This is a genomic window from Corynebacterium sp. MSK218 (assembly GCF_030232655.1).
Classification (GTDB): Bacteria; Actinomycetota; Actinomycetes; order Mycobacteriales; family Mycobacteriaceae; genus Corynebacterium.
Genome location: NZ_JASPGN010000001.1, coordinates 18,898 through 39,262, shown reverse-complemented (window position 1 = coordinate 39,262; position 20,365 = coordinate 18,898). Strand labels below are relative to the sequence as shown.

The 20,365-nt window shown below is 59.6% G+C and carries 18 protein-coding genes; 8 read left to right on the top strand and 10 right to left on the bottom strand.

Annotation, left to right across the window (positions count from 1 at the left end; genetic code table 11):
- Positions 1-49: 49 nt before the first annotated feature.
- Positions 50-1,171, bottom strand: a complete 1,122-nt coding sequence (locus QP922_RS00185) for a UDP-N-acetylmuramate dehydrogenase (protein WP_502869575.1) — start codon at positions 1,169-1,171, stop codon at positions 50-52.
- A 24-nt stretch (positions 1,172-1,195) separates the two neighbouring features.
- Here QP922_RS00185 and QP922_RS00180 point away from each other — a divergent pair, with 24 nt between their 5' ends.
- Genes QP922_RS00180 through QP922_RS00170 form a run of 3 tightly spaced genes read left to right on the top strand, consistent with a single transcriptional unit; the run spans position 1,196 to position 3,346 of the window.
- Positions 1,196-1,687, top strand: coding sequence for a DUF2505 domain-containing protein (locus QP922_RS00180; RefSeq protein WP_070669629.1), 492 nt, complete (start codon positions 1,196-1,198; stop codon positions 1,685-1,687).
- Positions 1,688-1,712: 25 nt separating this feature from the next.
- A complete protein-coding gene (locus QP922_RS00175; protein ID WP_284807259.1) occupies positions 1,713-2,522 on the top strand; it encodes a class I SAM-dependent methyltransferase in 810 nt (269 codons plus the stop codon).
- Between the two features lie 23 nt (positions 2,523-2,545).
- Positions 2,546-3,346, top strand: a complete 801-nt coding sequence (locus QP922_RS00170) for an LmeA family phospholipid-binding protein (RefSeq protein WP_284807258.1) — start codon at positions 2,546-2,548, stop codon at positions 3,344-3,346.
- Here the strand turns inward: QP922_RS00170 and QP922_RS00165 are convergent.
- The 8 genes from QP922_RS00165 to QP922_RS00130 form a co-directional block, all read right to left on the bottom strand.
- On the bottom strand, positions 3,343-3,783 hold the full coding sequence (locus QP922_RS00165) for a deoxyribose-phosphate aldolase (protein ID WP_284807256.1): 441 nt from the start codon (positions 3,781-3,783) through the stop codon (positions 3,343-3,345). The two genes, QP922_RS00170 and QP922_RS00165, sit on opposite strands and share 4 nt — an antisense overlap.
- A complete protein-coding gene (locus QP922_RS00160) occupies positions 3,783-4,094 on the bottom strand; it encodes a DUF2516 family protein (RefSeq protein WP_284807254.1) in 312 nt (103 codons plus the stop codon). Before QP922_RS00160 ends, QP922_RS00165 begins: the two co-directional genes overlap by 1 nt.
- Positions 4,095-4,097: 3 nt before the next feature.
- Positions 4,098-4,550 (bottom strand): CGLAU_01105 family protein, encoded by a 453-nt coding sequence (locus QP922_RS00155; RefSeq protein ID WP_284807253.1) that lies wholly within the window; start codon positions 4,548-4,550, stop codon positions 4,098-4,100.
- A gap of 15 nt (positions 4,551-4,565) precedes the next feature.
- A complete protein-coding gene (locus QP922_RS00150) occupies positions 4,566-5,900 on the bottom strand; it encodes a DUF445 domain-containing protein (RefSeq protein ID WP_284807251.1) in 1,335 nt (444 codons plus the stop codon).
- 863 nt (positions 5,901-6,763) lie between these two features.
- On the bottom strand, positions 6,764-7,135 hold the full coding sequence (locus tag QP922_RS00145) for a hypothetical protein (protein WP_042529067.1): 372 nt from the start codon (positions 7,133-7,135) through the stop codon (positions 6,764-6,766).
- Positions 7,136-7,182: 47 nt separating this feature from the next.
- Positions 7,183-7,932, bottom strand: coding sequence for a succinate dehydrogenase/fumarate reductase iron-sulfur subunit (locus QP922_RS00140; RefSeq protein ID WP_070669643.1), 750 nt, complete (start codon positions 7,930-7,932; stop codon positions 7,183-7,185).
- Positions 7,932-9,995 carry a fumarate reductase/succinate dehydrogenase flavoprotein subunit gene (locus QP922_RS00135; RefSeq protein WP_284807249.1) on the bottom strand — a complete coding sequence of 688 codons (2,064 nt, stop codon included), beginning with the start codon at positions 9,993-9,995 and terminating at the stop codon, positions 7,932-7,934. Before QP922_RS00135 ends, QP922_RS00140 begins: the two co-directional genes overlap by 1 nt.
- Positions 9,996-10,010: 15 nt before the next feature.
- The gene (locus QP922_RS00130) at positions 10,011-10,766 is read right to left on the bottom strand and encodes a succinate dehydrogenase cytochrome b subunit (protein WP_204099086.1); all 756 of its coding nucleotides are present in this window, start codon (positions 10,764-10,766) and stop codon (positions 10,011-10,013) included.
- 403 nt (positions 10,767-11,169) lie between these two features.
- Between QP922_RS00130 and ramB the strand changes: the two genes are divergently transcribed.
- A complete protein-coding gene (gene ramB, locus QP922_RS00125; protein ID WP_284807247.1) occupies positions 11,170-12,576 on the top strand; it encodes an acetate metabolism transcriptional regulator RamB in 1,407 nt (468 codons plus the stop codon).
- A 600-nt stretch (positions 12,577-13,176) separates the two neighbouring features.
- Here the strand turns inward: ramB and lpdA are convergent.
- On the bottom strand, positions 13,177-14,589 hold the full coding sequence (gene lpdA, locus QP922_RS00120) for a dihydrolipoyl dehydrogenase (RefSeq protein WP_284807245.1): 1,413 nt from the start codon (positions 14,587-14,589) through the stop codon (positions 13,177-13,179).
- 654 nt (positions 14,590-15,243) lie between these two features.
- On the opposite strand from lpdA, the gene QP922_RS00115 reads away from it, so the two are divergent.
- The 4 genes from QP922_RS00115 (at position 15,244) to rfbB (ending at position 20,363) form a co-directional block, all read left to right on the top strand.
- Entirely contained in the window at positions 15,244-16,773 is a 1,530-nt protein-coding gene (locus tag QP922_RS00115) for an alpha/beta hydrolase (RefSeq protein ID WP_284807244.1), read from the top strand.
- Positions 16,774-16,811: 38 nt separating this feature from the next.
- On the top strand, positions 16,812-17,891 hold the full coding sequence (locus QP922_RS00110; RefSeq protein ID WP_284807243.1) for an alpha/beta hydrolase: 1,080 nt from the start codon (positions 16,812-16,814) through the stop codon (positions 17,889-17,891).
- A 76-nt stretch (positions 17,892-17,967) separates the two neighbouring features.
- Positions 17,968-19,326, top strand: coding sequence for a M1 family metallopeptidase (locus tag QP922_RS00105; RefSeq protein WP_284807242.1), 1,359 nt, complete (start codon positions 17,968-17,970; stop codon positions 19,324-19,326).
- Positions 19,327-19,358: 32 nt separating this feature from the next.
- On the top strand, positions 19,359-20,363 hold the full coding sequence (rfbB, locus tag QP922_RS00100) for a dTDP-glucose 4,6-dehydratase (RefSeq protein ID WP_284807241.1): 1,005 nt from the start codon (positions 19,359-19,361) through the stop codon (positions 20,361-20,363).
- The last annotated feature ends 2 nt before the right edge of the window (positions 20,364-20,365 follow it).

Below are 20,365 nucleotides of genomic sequence, written 5' to 3'. Positions count from 1 at the left end.
CCTGCCGGCGTCGGGCTAGTAATTCAACGCCATTTTAAATATTTCGTACTTATATTTCTACCCCTAGCCAGATGGGCTCTGGCTCCAGCGTTACTCCGAAGGCCTTCTGAACCCCAGCGCGGATCTCGCGAGCAAGGGCGACGATATCGTCTGCGGTGGCCTCACCGCGGTTGGTCAGGGCCAGGGTGTGCTTGGTGGATAGCGTAGCGCGTGCACCGGACTCGGCACCTGGGTAGCCCTTGGCAAAGCCGGCGCGTTCGATGAGCCAGGCAGCGGAAAGCTTTTCCTTTCCCCCTCCCGACGTGGTGCCGCTTGCCGGCACCACGTGTCGGGGCATGCGGTCCGCATCCTCGTCGCCGCGGGCGGCGCGGACGCTGGCTTGGATGGAATCGGCGAGCTGGGGCTCGACGATGGGGTTGGTGAAGAAGGAGCCGGCTGACCACGTGTCATGGTCCTGTGGGTCGAGCACCATGCCCTTGCTGCGTCGCAGCTTTAGTACTTCTTCGCGGACTTCGGCAACAGGGCGGCGCTCACCGGGGTTCTGGGTGAGCTGGCCAAAGCGCAGGGGCTTCGACAGGCCGTCGGTAGTCAGCTGGAGCTCGATAGCCAGCACCACGCCGCGTCCGGTGAACTTGAGGTTGGAGTAGCGATAGGCCAGCTCCAGGTCCGCGGCCGGTACCCACGATGCGGTGCGGGTAGCGCGCTCATAAAGGTAGACCTGCGTGAGGACGTCGGAGGTCTCAGCGCCGTAGGCACCCACGTTCTGCACCGGCACGGCGCCGGCATTGCCCGGGATTCCGGAGAGACACTCAATACCACCCAGGCCACACTCGACGGACAGGGCCACGACGTCATCCCACACCGCGCCGGCATCGGCACGGATGATTCCATCCGCCACGGAGGCATCGATGTCCTCAAAGTCGAGGATGACCACCACGACATCGAGCTGACCTTCGGCAACGACGAGGTTGGAGCCGCCGCCGACGACGAGGTAGTCCTGGGAGGCGTCGTCAAGCGCGGCCAAGGCCGCAACCGCCGCCTCAGCGCTGTCACACCGCACCGTCACCAGCGGGGCGCCGCCAATGCGCAGAGTGGTGAGATCGGCGAAGGTGGTCTCGGAATCGAGAGTGACACCGTCTAGTTCAGCGAGAGTCATGAATTTATCTAGCACGTCTACCAAGGTAGTCTGTAACTCATGTCAACCCGTAGCGAAAACACCGTTATCATCAACCAGCCCATCGATAAGGTGCACAAGGCACTGACCACTCAGGAGTACTGGGACTTCATCGTGGCCAAGCTGTCCCCGGAACCGGGTACCGTGCACGAGTTCACCGGCAACACCGCCGTGCTCTACGAAATTCTGCCGACGTCCCTCCTGCCGGAGGCTGTCCGCGCTATGGTCTCCCAGGACCTCAAGGAAAAGCGCACCGTGACCATCGGCGAGGTTGTCGATGATCAGATGTCCGTCTCCTTCACCGCCGACGTCAAGGGCACCCCGGTCGACTTCAAGGGCGACATCACCTACAAGGGCCAGGGCGAGTCCACCGCTCTGGATTACGTCTCTGAGGTTTCCGTCAACATCCCGATGATGGGCGCTGCCATCGAGCCGAAGGTCGCTGAGGCTCTGCAGGAGCTCTACACCAACGAGGGCAAGCTCACCGAAGAGTGGATCTCCAACAACCTCTAAACGTGTAACACCTTCCGTTACTGTCATGGCCGATCACGCGCATAACCTGCGAGCACAGGAAAGCGCTGGTCGGCCTTTTGGCGTGGTTACCCGGGGCACCACCAACCCCAATCGTCTGCGCCGCTGTGACCGCTGGATGGTGGCGCACCCGGAGATTTCTTCCCTGCTGCGCTCCACGGATGAGCCGCTGGCACTCGACGTGGGCTACGGTGCCTCACATACCACCACGGTGGAGTGGGCCAGCTGGCTGCGCAGCGTTAATCCCCGCACGCGCGTGACGGGACTGGAGATTTCCCCGGAGCGCGTGCTGCCGCCGCGCGATGGCGTCACCTTTGAGCTGGGCGGCTTCGAGCTGGCAGGCTACCGCGCACAGCTGGTGCGCGCCTTCAACGTGCTGCGCCAGTATGACGTGGACCAGGTGGAAAAAGCCTGGGATACGGTGACCTCGCGCCTAGCGCCCGGCGGGTTCTTCGTGGAGGGAACCTGCGACGAGCTGGGGCGCAGGGCCGCCTGGGTTCTTCTCGACGTCTCAGGCCCCCTCTCCCTGACCCTCGCCTGGGATCCTTTCGACGTGGAGCGCCCCAGCGATATCGCGGAGCGTTTGCCCAAAATCCTCATCCACAAGAATGTGCCCGGCGAGCCGATCCATGAACTTTTGCAGGCGGCTGATGACGCCTGGGACCGCGCCGCTGGCTGGGCTCCCTACGGCCCGCGGGTGCGCTGGCGCATGGCCCGCGAGCAGCTCCAGGGCACCATTCCTCTCCACCCGGTCCATCGCCGCCTGCGGGATAACGTGCTCACAGTGGATTGGGACGTTGTAGTTGGCGGACTTTAAGCCAGTGCGCCACACTAGTAGTCATGGCTTCTTCTAAATCTCCCGCCTCAACGGCCTGGAAAATCTTCATCGGCGTGCTCGTGGCACTCCTGCTCATCATCTTGGTGGCAGAGCTCGGCCTGCGCTGGTTCCTGGGCACCCAGATGAAAGACCAGTTCGTGCAGTCCGCTAAGGAACAGGGCGTGGAGACCACAGAAGAACCCGAGGTGAGCTTCGGCGCTAGCCCCATGGTCTTCGGCATGCTCAACGGCAAGATTCCGCAGATGGACATGAAGACCCCATCCACGTTGAAGATTGAGGGCACCACCATCACCGGCCAGCCGGCCGCCGATATCCACGTGGAGGACATGACCTTGTCCAAGGAGCCAGTGGCGGGCACGCTGCGTGCTTCAACCACGGTGCCGGATCAGTTCCTGCTCGCAAGCTTCCAGAAGGCCATTGCGGACCAGTCCGGCTATGACGCAGTGGGCAATCTCGTCGTCACCGCCATTACCGCCAACGACGCCGAGGATGACCTCAACGTCGAATTCGCCGGCGGCTTGGCCACGCTCGCCCTTAAGCCGGAGGTCCGCGACGGCAAGCTCGCCATCGACGCAGAAAATGCATCGCTTTTCGGCTTTGATCTCCCCGGTCAGGCCACGGATGCTATCTCCAATGCCCTGGCAGAAGGCATGGAAGAACAGCTCGCTGGCCAGCAGCTCACCTTCGAATCCGTCGACGTTGGCGCTGGCGAGGTCACCCTCACGATGATTGGACACGACGTGCCAATGAGCGAGCTCGATGCAGCCACGGCACCGGCACCAGCGTCCACTCCCGCGGGCTAAAGACGCTCAATGGGAAGCTGGCTATCCAGCTTGGGCAAGGTGTCGTCGTCTGACACGACGAGGCACTGATACCCCGCCTGCTCAGCGGTTCGCGCAAGGTCCTCATAGGACAGGGCTGGGTCCGCGGGAAGAATTAGGCCTAGGCGCACCGGCAGCGGGCAAGCCTCGCGAAGGGTGACGAGCTCGGAGAGGAGCGAGGTGACGTCACCAAGCACGGCATCCACCGCAACCCACACCTCCGCCGCACCTGACTGCACCGCGAGGCGCGCCTCTGCGGCCTTGACCAAGGAGTGGTGGCGCCCAGTGGGATATCCGGCAACTGAAATAATGTGCTCGGCCTCAGCAGCCGCCACGACGTGATGCGGCGAGACAACCACGTGCTGGCCGGGCGACTGTGCACGTACCTCCTCAAGGGAGGCCTGAAGAAGGCTGCGCATTAGTAGGAGTAATCGCCGTTGATGATGGCCTTAAGCTGTGGGCGCACATCGAACCAGTACACGCCGGTGATGATCGCACCAATCCAGCTAACAAAGGGCACAATCCAGCTAACAAAGGGCAGCGGCAAGTTCATGAACAGCGCCGATCCTCCCAAAAGGGCTACCCATACCCACTTGTTTTGGCGGTCACCAGCACGGAAGGCATCCTCCCGCGTCAAGGCCGCCAAGACGGCACCGATAAGGGCAAAGATGGACACCGCCATGAAAATGTAGTGCGGTATCCACGCAAGAATGTTAAGAAAAGTGTGCATTAATTAGTTCTCGTCGACGATTTCGCCGTCAATAATGTTGTCGTTCTGCTTCGGGGCGTACGGATTACGTGGGCCCTGCGGCTCCTGCGTCTCAGGGCGCTCAGCGCGCTGCTCCTTGGCATTGTTGATAGCACCCTGCACGCCGTCACGGGTCTCGTTGAAGGCGGTGTTGAAATCCGTGCGGGCCTTTTCAAAAGACTCCGACTTACGGGTCTCCCGTGCGGCGGAGGAGACCGATTCACCCAAGTCCTTCGCGGTCGAGGTTACGCGGTCAAGAAAGGATTCTTCCTTCGCAGTGCCATCACCCATGCCGGAGGCATCAGCCGCGCGGGCAATACGGTCTGCCTGCGCACTTTGTGCTTGGCGCTGGCGTTCTTCCTTAAAGCGGCCGCCGAAGTCTTTGGCCACATCAAAAGCAGAGCTGCCGGCGTTCTTGATTGAGTCAAATACGGACATGGTCATAACTCCTTGTTAGATACCAAAAAGCAGGTGATTAACAGTGTAGATAACCAGTCCGGCTAGTGCACCCACAACCGTGCCGTTGAGGCGAATGAACTGCAGGTCCTTGCCCACCATGAGCTCAATATTCTGAGACGCTTCCTCTGCATCCCAGCGCTTGATGGTTTCCGGAATAATCGCGATAATCTCCGGTGCAAACTTCTCTACGGCATAACGCGCGGCCTTGTCCACAAGCTCGTTGGCTTGGGCCAGGAACTCCGAATCCTCCAACAAGCGGTGCGCCAATTCCTTCACCTTGGCGGTCATCTTCTGCCGCAGGAAAGACTCCGGATCATTGAGCTGATCAATGAGCGTGGAGGAGACCGTCGCCCACATCGCCGCCGGGGCCTTCTGCGCCTGCTCGGAGGCCAGCATCTCCTGCTTAATACCCTCTACGCGTGCGCGCATGTCCTCATCCCACTGCAGGTCCGAAGCCAGCTTAGACAGATTGCGGCGAATGGCTAGGCGGGCCTCGTGGTTGCCATTTCGGCGAACTTCATCCGCGAACTCCACGAGCTCGGCGTACACCTTCTCCCCCACCATCTCGCGGGCAAAGCGCGGCGCCCAGCCAGGCATACGCTCATCAATGGCAGTGACCACTGTGGATTCCATGCCAAGAATCTTGCCGTGTGCCCACTCAATGAGGTCATCCTCCAGCGGCCGCGCCTTGCCGTCCGCAATGTAGCCTTCCAGCAGCCTACCCAGCGGCGGACCCCACTCGGGTTCTGCCAGACGATCCATCACTTGGGTCTTAATGAAGTGCTCCGCCTCCGCCGCATCCAAATCCGATACGACACTGGCCGCACGCTGCCCAATCCATGCGGAGACCTCCTCGGCCTTGCCTGGCTCCACGCCCTGGTGCGCCAGCCACAGCGGTATCTCTGCCTCCCGCACCTTGGCGCTGAGTGCATCCGCGGTGAGGAAGTTCTCCTCCACGAAGTCCTTGAGCGCATCACCCACGCGGTCCTTGTTGTTCGGGATGAGCGCCGTGTGCGGGATGGGTAGGCCCATCGGACGGCGGAACAGGGCGGTCACGGCGAACCAGTCCGCCAGTCCACCGACCATGCCTGCCTCCGCCGCTGCGCGTACGTAGCCCACCCAGACGGGAGCCCCGCTTGCCGACGCCTGCCACCACGAGCACCCCAAAAAGATCACCGCCGCACCAATCAGGAAGGACAGCGCAATCGCCTTCCAACGGCGCAGGTCCGCTCGGCGCGCCTCCTGATTTCCTGGCTGCGGCACAAACGACATCTGCGCCGCCGCCGTCTCCTGAGCCGGCTCAAGCCCTGCGTCTGCGCGGTGCGTCATGGGTGGTTCTCCTTAGTGTTTCGAAGACGGAGTGAAGCTTCGCTCTATAACACTAGTGTGCCCGCCGGACACGCTCGATAAGCTATCACTGCCGGCCTTGCTCTGCATGCAGATTTACGACGTGCATCGAACGCCTACTCCGAAGCGCGCTCGCATAAATGCCAGCTATGAATGCCCTGTGCCCCGGTTCTACATGGCCCCTTGTTGATCCCCAAGGGGGTTCGGAACCAATCTAGAAATAGACCAACGTCTACTCTGTGCAATTTCTCCTTGCTCCTTGCGGAAGCGGCCGATAAGCTTAAAGCGAAATGATTATTAAGGAGAAAGCCATGGCTTGCTCGTTATCAGTTGAAAAGCTTGCCGAGTCCACTGTGGGACCGTTTTCCCATGCAGGCAATTCGGCCCTACATCCAAATACCGACGCGTAGTGAAAGCAAACAAGATGCATGTCCCATTGTCTCGATCCCTGATTCCCCTCGGAATCGTAGTAGTTGCAGCAGGGTTCCTCGCGTTCGGTGTTATCAACCTAACGAATTTTCTATGGGTAACGGGAACCCAGGTGACGGCATCTGCCATTCTTTTCATGGTTGCATTAGTAGGATCCAAAAATGATAAGAGGAAGCAGCACGAAGATACTTCTCGTTAGTGCGTACAGTTAACAGCACAGTGTGATCGATCGAAGCTTATTGCAGCTTTTGACGTCGCCAAGCGCCCAGCTCCCTGCCTTCTTCTTTGTAAATCCCCTCCCGCGCCCACCCCAAACACCAACAACCCCCACCTCCTCACATGGTCTCCCATGTGTTTGGAGGTGGGGGTTGTTGCGGCAGTACAGAAACTTAGGCGTTCAACGTCCTAGGAGGTGCCTAGTTGATGCGGCCGGTTTCCTTGCGGTACTGGCGGTAGTAGCGGCGGCCGAAGTGGATGGTGCCGAAAGCCAGGACAGCGATAACAACGAGGGAGATAGCACCCACGATGATGTTCGGCTGGTAGTCAGCACCGGCGACGCCCTGTGGGAACTGCCACGTGCCGAGGCCCCAGATAAGGATGCCGGCGGCCGGAAGAAGGGAAAGAATCAGGCCCATGCCGATCCAGGTGGAGGCGCGCAGCAGGGAGGAGTGCGGTGCACTGTAGGACACGGGGTCGTAACCCTCGATGTAGGAGTCCTGAATCTTGCCGGAGAACTCCGGGTAGGTCTCGCTGTGGTGATCAGCTACTGCCGGGTTGAGGTCGCTCATGGCTGAAACTTTCTCTCGTTCCTGTTAATCCTGTGAATGACTATAGCTTAGTCGTCCTTGCCGCGGAAAGCAGCCCGTGCACGTTCGCGGGTAACCGCGGAAACCGCGGTCAGCGGGACGCCAGCCGGGCACACGTCGGCACACTCGCCGTACAGCGAGCAGTGGCCAAAGTTCTGCTCCAAATCGTCCACCATGTTGCGGGCGCGGCGGCCACGCTCTTCCTTGCCCAGCGGCATGAGGGAGAGGTGAACCAGCTTGGCGCCGGTAAACAGGTGGGCAGCACCGTTCGGGCAGGATGCCACGCAGGCACCACAACCGATGCAGGCGGCGTGATCCAGTGCGTACTCGGAGGTCTGGTGGTTGACGTGCAGGGTATCAGCGTCCGGTGCGGTACCAGCGTCCATGGAGACGTAGCCACCCTGCTCCATGACATGGTCCAGCTTGGCGCGGTCCACGATCATGTCCTTGATCACAGGGTAAGCAGCGGAGCGGAAAGGCTCCAGCTTGACGGTGTCGCCGTCCTTGAACTGGAACAGGCGCTGCTGGCAGGCCGGGGTGTTCTGGCCCGGGCCGTGCGGGCGGCCGTTGACCAAGAGGCCACAGGTGCCGCAGATGCCCTCACGGCAGTCAGATGCGAATGCGAACGGCTCTTTGCCAGCCTCAATGAGGCCCTCATTGACGTGGTCGAGCAGCTCCAGGACAGACATCTGCTCGGCGGCGTCGTCAACCTGTACGGTCTCGAACTTACCTTCTTGCGTCGGTCCGGCTTGACGCCAGATCTCAAGTGTCAGTTTCATTACTTGTAGTTCCTTGTCATCAGCGGGATCGAATCAAAGTACAGCGGCTCAGCATGGCGGATGAATTCGCCTTCAGCAGCGCCCGGCTCCCATGCGGAGACGAAGCACCAGTTCTCATCATCACGCTCGGCCTCGCCGTCCTCGGTGAGGTGGTCCTCGCGGAAGTGAGCACCACAGGACTCGTCGCGGTCGAGGGCGTCAACACACATGAGCTCGCCCAGGTCGATGTAGTCAGCGACGCGGAGGCCGTACTCGAGAACCTGGTTCATGTCGTTAACGTCACCCGGGATGCGAACGTTGGCCCAGAAGTCCTCGCGCAGGGCGCGGATCTTCTCGATGGCGACCTTAAGGTCCTCAACGTTACGGGACACACCGCAACCCCAGTACAGGATGTCACCGAGCTGACGGTGGTAGTAGGCCGGGCCATGCGGATCATTACCGCTAACCGTCATGAGGCGCTCAATACGTGCCTGTGCACGAGCAATGGTCTCAGCAGCTTCGGCGGAATCCTCTGCCAGCTTCTCCTCACCGAGGTGGTCAGCCAGGTAGTTCGGGATGGTAAACGGCAGGGTGAACCAGCCGTCAACAGAAGCGGACAGCAGCGAGTTGGCGCCCAGGCGGTTAGCGCCGTGGTAGGTCCAGGAGCACTCACCGGCGGCGAAGAGGCCGTCGATGGTGGTCATCTCGTTGAAGTCGGTCCACAGGCCACCCATGGTGAAGTGGCAGGTCGGAGCAATACGCATCGGCGTCTCGTACGCCGACTCACCAATGGCCTCTTCGTACATTTCGATGAGGTTGGAGTAGCGCTCACGGATCTTGTCCTTGCCCAGACGCTCAATAGCGTCGCGGAAGTCCAGGTACACCGAGTTGTGCAGCGGTCCAACGCCCAGGCCCTTGTTGATCTGCTGGGAGATGGCACGGGATGCCACGTCACGCGGGACGAGGTTACCGAAGGCCGGGTAGCGGCGCTCCAGGAAGTAGTCGCGCTCCTCTTCCGGAATCTCATTGGCCGGACGGTCATCCTTCTCCTTAATCGGAGACCAGATGCGGCCGTCGTTACGCAGGGACTCGGACATGAGGATGGTCTTGGACTGCCACTCGGAGTTGACCGGCAGGCCAGTCGGGTGGAACTGGATGAACGCCGGGGAGGCCAGGTATGCACCGTTCTCGTAGGCACGCATCATGGCGCCAGCGTTGGAGTTCTTGGCCAGCGTGGACATGTGGTACACGTTGCCGTAACCACCGGTACCGAGGATAACTGCGTGGCCGGTGAAGGCCTTGAGCTCGCCAGTAATGAGGTTGCGGGTCACGATACCGCCGGCACGCTTCTTGCCGCCATCGTTGTAGGTAATGATGTCCTGCAGGTCGTGGTGAGCAAAGAGCTCCACGTTGCCCAGGCCAATCTGGCGGTACAGCGCAGAAGTGGTGGACAGCTGCAGCTGCTGACCTGTTTGACCACGGGTGTAGTAGGTACGGGAGACCTGGACACCACCAAAGGAACGGGTAGCCAGGGTGCCGCCGTACTCGCGAGCGAACGGAGCGCCGATGGCGTTCATGTGGTCGATGACGCGGATGGACTCGGTGGCCAAGCGCCAGCAGTCGGACTCGCGGCAGCGGTAGTCGCCGCCCTTCACGGTGTCCTTGGTGTGGCGGTAAGCGGAGTCGTTATCCACCTTCTTGTGGCGGGAGGAGTTCACACCACCCTGCGCAGCAATGGAGTGCGCACGGCGCGGTGAATCGTGGTAGGTGAAGACCTTTACCTTGTAGCCGAGCTCGCCCAGCGCAGCCGCAGCGGAACCAGCAGCCAGGCCGGTACCCACAACGATGATTTCGAACTTGCGGCGGTTCAGCGGGGAGACGAGCTCCATGTGGTCCTTCTGGTAGCTCCACATGTCCTTCATTGGGACGCCGTGCGGCTCGTGGGACTCCAGGATGCGGCCCGGCTTGACGCCCGGGACGACGGACTGCGGGTGCGAGAAGTTAGGGTGCTCGCGCTTCAGATCGGTGTTCGCGTTCGCATTCTCGTTTGCGTTCGCGGCAGACACGGGATTCGCGTTAGTCATGGGTTCAAAACTCCTTTAGCTGACCCAGCCCAGGGCGACGGACAACGGCATAACGATGTTTGCCAGGCACACAACGGCCGGAACGACGTACGCCAGGATGACAAAGACCTCACGCCACTTAGCACCAGTGATGCCCAGGTCAGACGCAGCAAGGCGAATGCCGTGGGTGAGGTGCAGGAAGAGGCAGAGCATAGCGACGACGTAGATGATGGTCACCGGCCAGCGCGAGAAGGTAGCAATCATGTTGGCCTTCACTGCACCGTGGACGAATGCCTCCGGGGCCACCGGCTGCACACCCATGGTCAAGTCCAGGATGTGGAAAATGATGAAGAGAAGCAGCACGATGCCGGTAACCAGCATGGTCTTGGTGGCGAAGGAGTCCAGGCCACCCATGAGGTTGGTGCGCTTGAACTTGCCACGAGCTGCCTTGGAGCGAGCCGTCAGGGCGAAGGCGCCGTAGATGTGGGCGATAACGCAGGCCAGCAGCACGATGCGGATAATCCACAGCATGTGGCCGTGCGGGATCAGCGGAGCACCGAGGTCGCGCAGGAATGCACCGTACTCATCAAGGTGCACCACGCCGTTCTCGTCCGGCAGGTACAGCTTCAGGTTTCCAGCCATATGGCCCACTACGAAGAGGGCAAAGAACAGGCCGGTAATAGCCATCGTCAGTTTCAAAGCCCAGGACGGAATTCCCGGCTTAGGACGAATCGTTTCATTAGTAATGCGGCCGTGAGCGAGAGCTTCACGGTCAGGATTTTTTACAGACATGACACCTCCATAGTCGTCCTTACCTTACGCAGGCCTTCGCGCAGGCCACTACTCAAATCCCCACTAGACGGTGACACCTACCCATACTCACTCCACCCGTAGAAACTACCTGAGGTATGGATCACCTAAGTTACGCATGAGGTTATGCCGCTTTACCTTGATCACTTCCTTTTACGCAATATTGGTATTGCGTAAACATTTGACCTGTGAGACATTGCTCACAGCATGTTGCGCGAGTGACGAACCCACCCCTTTAGGTGTCAAACTTTCGCATGAGATACACACCTACACCTAAGCCCCCACTCCATGCGAATACCCCCGCTTCGCAGCAGAGTTAAAATGCTTCACACATTATTTGCAAAACTATTGTTATGACCGAAAGGCAATAGGTAACCTAGCTCACATGAGTAAGACATACGTGGGTTCACGCCTCCGCCAGCTGCGCCGCGAACGCGACCTCAGCCAAGCCTCCCTCGCCGCTACGCTGGGGCTTTCCGCTAGCTATGTAAACCAGATCGAGCACGATGTGCGCCCCCTTACCGTGCCGGTCCTTCTCCGCATCACTGAAGTATTTGGCGTCGATGCCACCTTCTTCTCCCGCGATGATGACTCGCGCCTGCTCGCAGAGATTCAGGATGTCGTTCAAGATCAGGAGATTTGCCCCTCCCCCGTTGAACTTCAGGAACTCTCCGAACTGGTGTACAACCACCCCACTGTTGCTCGCACACTCGTGGATATTCACCGGCGTTACCGCAATATCCGCGACAAGCTCTCGCTTGCGACAGATTCCCGCCGCTCCGATGGAAGCCAAGCCCTGTCAATGCCCCACGACGAGGTTCGTGACTTCTTCTACGCTCGCCAGAATTACCTAGACGAGCTCGACATCCACGCCGAAGTTTTGGCCAACGAACTTGGCGTAGCGCCATTTCATATTCGCGATATTGAGAAAGTCCTCGGGGAAAGGCTCGCCTCCCAACACGGCATAGAAATCATTACGACTGGCCGCATGGATGGCACCCTGCACCGCTTCGATAGTGAAACCGGTACGTTCCGCTTAGCTAGTCGTCTCAGTGTAGGTCAGCGCGCCTTCCGCATGGCCGCCGAACTTAGCTTCCTCGAAGCCGGTTCACTCATTGATAGCCTCGTGGGTGAAGAACCGTTTACCTCAAACGCTTCAATCAACCTGGCCAAGCGCGGTATCGCCAACTACTTCGCCGCCGCAACGCTATTGCCATATGGGCTTATTCATACTGAAGCGGAGCAGTCCGGCTACGACGTGGAGTACCTGTGCAATGTATTCGGCGTGGGTTACGAAACTGTTGCTTCACGCCTTTCCACCCTTCAGCGTCCAAACGAACGCGGTATCCCCTTCACCTTTGTGCGTGTGGACCGCGCAGGCAACATGTCCAAGCGGCAGTCCGCCACGGGTGTACACTTTTCCAACTCCGGCGGCACGTGCCCCCTGTGGAACGTCTACGAGTCTTTCTCACGCCCCAACACCATTTCCCGCCAGCTGGCACAGATGCCCGATGGCCGTAACTATCTATGGATTTCCCGGACGGTAAATTACCCGCAAGGCCGCTTTGGCGATACCAATAAGCTGTTCGCTATTGGCTTGGGCTGCGAAGCCCGTCATGCTGACCGCACCGTCTATGCCGAGGGACTCAACTTAGAAGATCTGTCCGCCGCCACCCCGATTGGCGCCGGCTGCCGCACTTGCCCCCGACAGAATTGTGCCCAGCGTGCATTCCCGGCAATCAATGAGGATCTGGTTATTGACGCTCACCGCTCTGCTGTTGCCCCCTACTAACTAAGAAGTGGTAATTCCGCATATTCCCATGCGCCAACCCCGAATTAAAATGGTCATACTTTACACCGTAAACGAGGAAGAATAAAAAGGGCTGGGGAGGACTCTCCACTTGGCTCTTTTTGGGCAGCGCACATTAGCCGACAGGTGAGCGTGACAACTTACCGGATTGACCTGCACACATAATTATCACCATTCGTCACATTTCAGCTAGATCACATATTTTTAAAGCTTTTCACAGCGAAAACTCGCCGATCTTGACACCGTAAAGCGTCTATAGTGGTCTGCGAACCGTTAAACACTTCCAGAAAGGATTTCTATTATGAGCAGCTTCGGAAAAGGCGCACTTGGTCAGATCGAGAACCTCATTCTCACCATCGTGCGCGCACCGTTCGTACTGTCCGCCAGCCTTTTCAAGTAAGTAGGACACGCTGAGGTGCTTCGGCGCCGCAGCGGCGTAACGACAAACTCCCCCTCACCTCCGATTTCTATCGGGATGAGGGGGAGTTTGTGCGTTGCTAGCGGTTCTGACCGCGCCTCTCAGTAGGGTCAGCGCCGCCTTGCCCGAGTCGAATATCCCGGCTCGGGCTAGGTCGCGCTCTGTTAGAGGTTGATCATGTGGCCACCGATGCCCTCGGCAGCTTCCTTCATGGCCTCGGAGAGAGTCGGGTGGGTGTGGACGTTGCGTCCGATTTCCTCAGCGGTGAGGTCGAAACGCTGCGCCAGGGTCAGCTCCGGAAGCAGCTCAGACACGTTGGAGCCAACCATGTGGCCTCCAATGAGCTCACCAAACTCGCCATCAGCAATGAGCTTCACAAAGCCAGCGGTCTCGTTGAGGCCCGCTGCCTTGCCGTTAGCGGAGAACGGGAAGGTGGCAACCTTGATGTCGCGGTCAGCGAACTTCTCACGGGCCTGCTCTTCGGTGTAGCCAAAGGAGGCTACCTGCGGGTTGCAGAAGGTGGCGCGCGGCATGTTCATGTAATCACCAAGCAGCTGCGTCTCAGCGCCGGCGATAACCTCGGCGGCGACAACGCCCTGTGCCTCAGCCACGTGGGCGAGCTGCAGCTTCGCGGTGACGTCACCGATGGCATAGATGCCATCAACGTTGGTGCGCATGTAGTCGTCGATAGCAATGGCGCCGCGCTCAGTGAGCTCAACGCCGGTGTTCTCTAGGCCGAAGCCTTCGGTGCGCGGGGCGAAGCCGATGGAAACCATGCAGCGATCCACGGTGAGAGTATCGGTCTTGGAGCCGTCCTTGGACTCAACCTCAACGGTGACATTGTCGCCATTGTCCTTGATTGAGGTGGTCTTGTAGCCGGTCAGGAGCTTCACGCCGAGCTTCTTGTATTCCTTGGCAATGGCCTTGGAAACATCCTTGTCTTCGTTCGGCAGAACGCGGTCCATGAACTCTACGATGGTCACGTCCACGCCGTAGTTGGCCAGAACGTAGGCAAACTCCATGCCAATGGCACCAGCGCCGACAATAACCATGGAGTCCGGGGCATCGTCGTTAAGAATCTGCTCTTCGAAAGACACGATGTTGCCGCCGATTTCCACGCCCGGGAGGGAGCGGACGACGGAACCGGTGGCGATGATGCAGTTATCAAAGGTAACGGTCTTACCCTTGTCATCACCCTCGGTGATTTCAATGGTCTTAGCATCCTTGAAGGAGCCGAGGCCATTAATCTCCGTAATCTTGTTCTTCTTCATCAGGTAGTGCACGCCCTTGACGATGCCCTCAGAAACCTTGCGGGAGCGCTTGTGCGCTACGCCGAAGTCGAAGGAGACATCGCCGGAGATACCGAAGGCCTTGGCCTCATGGTTAAAGGTGTGCGCAACCTCTGCGTTCTTGAGCAGCGCCTTGGAGGGGATGCAGCCCACGTTGAGGCAGACACCGCCCCAGTACTGCTTCTCAATAACAGCAACCTTCTTTCCCAACTGGGCAGCGCGGATGGCGGACACGTAGCCGCCAGGGCCCGCGCCGAGTACTACAACGTCAAAATGTTCATTAGTCACGCCCTACAGAATACGGAACTTTGTGCCTGATGTCTCACCACCCCCACGATGTGTGGGATGACGTGAACGGCAACGCGGCAGTGAAGGGCCGGAGGTACCGCGGAGTACAGCCTTTACGTCGATTTTAGCCCCACCCGTGGGGAAGAGTCGGATCAGAAAAGCCCTCACCCACGTGAGATGTGGGTGAGGGCTGACGTTGTGCAGTGCCCTTTAGAAGAGGCCCCAGTCCAGTGCGGCCTTCGAGGACGTGGAAGAACCGGAGTGGACAAACTGGCCCAGCACCTGGTTGATGGCGACGAGGATGGTGTCAAAGAAGTTCATTGCTCTGCTTTCTATTGGCTTAGGGAGTCTCATGCGGCTAGGTTCCGCAGCGCGGCGGCATCGCGGACGTAGTCACAGCATCTAGCACCACTAGCGAATGAGACGCCCGCGGCGTTACATGACGCGTAACAGTGCGCGTGAAGATTATGACACGGTTTTAACTTCAATACCACCAATAACTCCAATAACTTGGTAAGTTTAAACTCGTTACCCTCATCTTGAGGGTGCGGATTTACCCTTCTGCCTGCACAGTTGCAGATTCTCGAAGGGAATATCCAGAGCATCTTTTAGACTTGCCCTACATTCCGCTCATCACTTAGAAAGCGAGACCCTATGAAGTTCGCGCGCTCTCTCACGACGCTGGCAGCGGCCTCCGCCCTTGCCCTCGGCGCCGTGACCTCCCCTATCGCCAGCGCATCCGATGTCACCCCGGAGCAGATTCGCGGCGAGGCAACGCCGTCCACCATTTCTGAACTCGATGTCTACGGCGAAATTGAGGAGTACCTCCCTAAGAATGACGCCGGTCAGCCCGTTCCTTCCCGCGAGGAGTATGAGGCTTCCATCGGAAAGAATGTGAAATTTGAGGGCGTCAACATCAACAAGATTCCAGACGAAAAGCAGTGGTTGGGCTTCATCTTGAAGTACGCCGATTACCGCCAGAACGTCAAGGCGCTCAACGCTACTGCGCCAGCCATGGACCGCCAGGTGCCGCTGGCTGTTGTCACCCCGGACGGAACCTTTGATTCCTCCCGCCCTACCCTCTACCTGCTCAACGGAGCTGGTGGCGCTGAACAGGGTATGGACTGGTTGACGTCCACTGCGGGCCAGGACCTGGATCCGAACAAGGACGGAATCCAGGATCTAGATGATTACTACGGGGACCGCAACGTCAACGTCGTTATCCCACAAGCGGGCGCCTTCTCCTACTACACCGATTGGCTCAGCTCACCGAATAGCGGCTATTTCAAGGGCCCACAGAAGTGGGAAACCTTCCTGACCAAGGAACTTCCGGGACCGCTCGAGGAGCACATCAACGCTAACGGCAAGCGCGGCATCGCAGGCATGTCCATGTCCGCCACGTCCTCTCTGGTGCTGGCTCAGCACAACCCGAATTTCTACGACGCCATCGGCTCCTACTCTGGCTGTGCGGCAACCTCGACCCCGCTGCCCAATTTCTACACACAGCTCACCGTGAACCGCGGTGGCGGAAGCACCACGCAGATGTGGGGCCCGAAGGGCGGGGACTACAACCGCTATAACGATGGCCTCATCAACGCCACGAAGAACAACATGGGCAATTCCCAGGTCTATGTCTCTGCAAACTCTGGCCTCGCCGGCGCAACGGACATGGGTTCGTCCAAGATTGAGCGCTTGGGCTCTGCCCAGGCCTTCAAGTCTTCCTCGACGCTGGTGATTGAAGGTGGCGTCATTGAGGCAGCCATGAATGCTTGTACCCACGACCTGCAGTCTAAGTTCAACCGTGAAGGCATCGAGGCGGACTTCAACTTCCGCGAGACCGGTACGCACTCGTGGCCGGGCTGGCTCGATGACATCAACTCCTCGTGGCCTACCTTTGCCCGCGCTTTCGATCTTCCGGTGGAGCCGGTGAGCGGCGGGACGTCGGACAGCGCGGTGAATGCACCGGCTGCCAAGGACGCTGAGGCGGAGGCTGAGACGGAGTCTGAGGCAGATACCGTCGACAATGCTGACGCTGAGTCGGACGCTAACGCCAAGGCGGAAGATACCGATAAGAAAAATACGGACAAGGCTGCGGCAGAGGCAGACCCTGCTGCCCCCGCTGACTCCTTGCCGGTCGACTCTGAAGCAGCCCCGAAGGTCGACCCCGAAGCCACTGAGCAGTAAGCTCAACTCGCCATAACAATTGTCGAATAAGGATCCCCATGAAGCGTCTTAGCTCTCTTCTCGCCGCCGGCGCGCTCACCGCAGCCGCGCTGGTCAGCCCCGTCGCGGGTGCCGCCACCCTGAAGCCGCAGGAGGTTGCGGGTGATGCCGCACTGTCCACCGTGTCGGACTTGGAACCTAATCCCGAGATAGAGGGTCAAAAGTGGTACGACCGCTACAAGGATGATCCGCGCCTGCTGAAGCTGCAGGCTACGTCGCCGTCCATGAACGGCCGCGTGATTCCGCTGGCCGTTATTCCGGCGAAGAATCCGGATCGCCCGACCATCTACCTGCTCAACGGCGCTGGCTCTGCCGAGCAAGACACGGACTGGCTGGCCAACTCTAATGTGGTGGACTTTTACGCGGAAAAGGACGTCAATGTGGTTATTCCGCAGTCAGGCGCGTTCTCCTACTACACCGACTGGCAGGAAGACCCGAATGGCAAGTATCTCAAGGGCCCACAGAAGTGGGAAACCTTCCTGACGAAGGAACTTCCGGGGCCACTGGAGCAGCGCCTCAATGCCAACAACAAGCGCGCCATTGCCGGCATGTCCATGTCCGCCACGTCCTCGCTGTTGCTGGCGCAGCACAACCCGGGTTTCTATGATGCCGCGGGATCCTTCGCAGGATGTGCCGCTACTGCTTACCCGCTGGAGTACGAGTTCCTGCGCGTCACCGTCAACCGCGGCGGTGGACAGCCGGAGCAGATGTGGGGCCCGATGGGCTCGCCGTACAACCGCTACAACGATGCCCTTATGAACTCGGAGAAGCTGCGCGGAACCGACCTGTACATTTCTTCCGCGAGCGGCCTGGCCGGTGAGAAGGACACCCCGTCCTACTGGATTAACAAGGGCTACAACCCGGCGGCCGCCTTCGTTGGCTCCGCTCAGCTGCAGGTTGAAGGCGGCGTCATTGAGGCAGGTGTCAACCACTGCACCCACATGCTCAAGGCGAAGCTGGATAAGCAGAACATTCCGGCCACCTACAACTTCCGCAATGTTGGTACCCACTCCTGGCCGGGCTGGAGCGAGGATATGGAGAAGTCTTGGCCTACGTTTGAGGCGGCCTTCAACTCCTAAACGTTCTGTAGAGGCCTCCACCAAGAGCCCCAAGCTTTTCGGTCTTGCGGGATAAGGGCGGTAGGATAGCGGCATTATGAAGCTGCTTTCCACCGCCCTTTCGCATATCACCGCCGCTCACGGAACCGCCGCGCACACTCGGGATAGCTATACGGGAGTGGACTTTAACGTCGGGTTTGAGGTTACCCATTATGATTTGGACCTGACCTACCGCGTGGAGCCCAACATGCTCCAAGGCACTGCGGTACTGCACATCCGCGCACTGGAAGAGCTGGATAAGCTCACGTTGGACCTCGGCGGAGCTATGGTTGCTCGCCGCGTTACCGCAAAGAATGCTCCGCGCGTGGCCCGCCACCGCCTTTCTGCCGGAAAGCTGCGCGTGAGTTTTGCGGACGCCATCGCGAAGGACCAAGAATTCGAGTTGCACATCCGCTATGGCGGCTCGCCGCGCCCACTGCGCACGCCGTGGGGCGAAATTGGATGGGAGGAGACCGATTCCGGCTCGCTCGTCGCAAGCCAGCCTAATGGCGCACCGAGCTGGTTCCCGTGTGATGACACCCCTGGTGAGAAGGCCACCTTCGATATCCGCATCACCGCGGATGATCCTTTCATCGTGATCTCCAACGGCACGCTGGTCTCCCGCCGCCGTTCGGGTGGTTCCATGACGCGCTGGCACTACCGCGTGACGCACCCGATGGCGACGTACCTCGCCACAGTGCAGGTAGGCGAGTACATGGACATCAGCCTGGGCCGCAACGTCCGCGCCTGGGCACCAGCCCGCCTGAAGCAGCTGGTGTTGGATGAGTTTGCTCAGCAGCAAGAGATGCTGGACTTCTTCTCCGGTCTCTTTGGCGAGTATCCCTTCCCCGATTACCAAGTGGTCATCACCGATGATGAATTGGAAATCCCGCTGGAGGCCCAGGGCCTGTCCATCTTCGGCTCCAACCACGTCAAAGGTGATCACGTCTTCGAGCGTCTCATCGCTCATGAGCTTTCCCACCAGTGGTTCGGCAACTCCGTAGGCCTGCGTGAGTGGAAGGATATTTGGCTCAATGAGGGCTTTGCCTGCTACAGCGAGTGGCTGTGGCGCGAGCATGCCCATGGCCACCCGGCGCATGACTCTGCGCGTTCGCATTACCAGGTGTTGGCCCGCAAGCGGCAAGACATTGTTTTGAGTGACCCGGGCACGCGCGACATGTTTGATGACCGCGTCTATAAGCGCGGCGCGCTGACCGTCCATGCACTGCGTCGGCTGTTGGGTGATGAGATCTTCTTCCTCACGGTCCGTGAGTACCTCTCCGCCGCACAGCATTCCACGGTGACCCCGGAGGACCTCATCAGCCGTCTGCGTGCAGTGGCTGTTGATCCCGCTGCTGTGGATGCTCTTCTGGACGAGTGGCTCAACCACGAAGCGCTACCTAAGTTCCCGGCTTAAAACTTCGCCGCCATGCCCTACACTTGAGCACCATGCGCAGAATGCTTGTGACCGGCGGCGCCGGCTTTATTGGGGCAAACTTCGTCAGACTCGTGGCCCAGAAGCGGCCAGAGGTGGAGATTACTGTCCTCGATAAGCTCACCTACGCGGGCAACCGGGCCAACCTCGCCGGCGTGGATGCCACGCTGGTGGTGGGCGATGTGGCGGATGAGGGGGTCGTCGACAAGCTCGTGGCCCACGCTGATGTCGTCGTCCACTTCGCTGCCGAGTCCCACAATGACAACTCATTGCGGGACCCTTCGCCCTTCCTCCACACCAACGTGATGGGCACCTTCGTGCTGCTGGAGGCCTGCCGCCGCCACGATGTGCGCTTTCACCACGTCTCTACCGATGAGGTCTTCGGGGACCTAGAGATCGGCGCAGATACGTACTTCACGGAAGCGACTCCGTACAACCCGTCGTCGCCCTATTCGGCCACGAAGGCCGGCTCGGATCACCTGGTGCGCGCGTGGGTACGCAGCTTTGGGCTGCGGGCAACTATTTCGAATTGCTCCAATAATTACGGCCCTTACCAGCATATTGAGAAATTCATCCCACGACAGATCACCAATCTGCTCCTGGGCCAGCCGGCCAAGCTTTATGGCACCGGCGAGCAGGTGCGGGATTGGATTCACGTGGATGACCACAACGAGGCCGTACTCGCCATCCTGGACCGCGGGCAGATTGGTGAGACCTATAACATCGGCGCCGACCAGGAGGATACGAATAACCGCCAGGTCATCGAGATGATTTGCGAGCTCATGGGGGCTACTGACGGCGACCGAGCGAACTACATCCACGTGGCGGACCGCCCGGGCCATGACCAGCGCTACGCCATGGACGCCAGTAAGCTGCGCCGCGAGCTGGGCTGGACCCCACGCTATACGGACCTGCGGGAGGGCCTCGCCGCCACCATCGAGTGGTACCGCGCCAACGAGGCCTGGTGGCGCGCGGGCAAGGAAGAAGTCGAAGCCAACTACGCCAGGCAAGGACAGTAAAG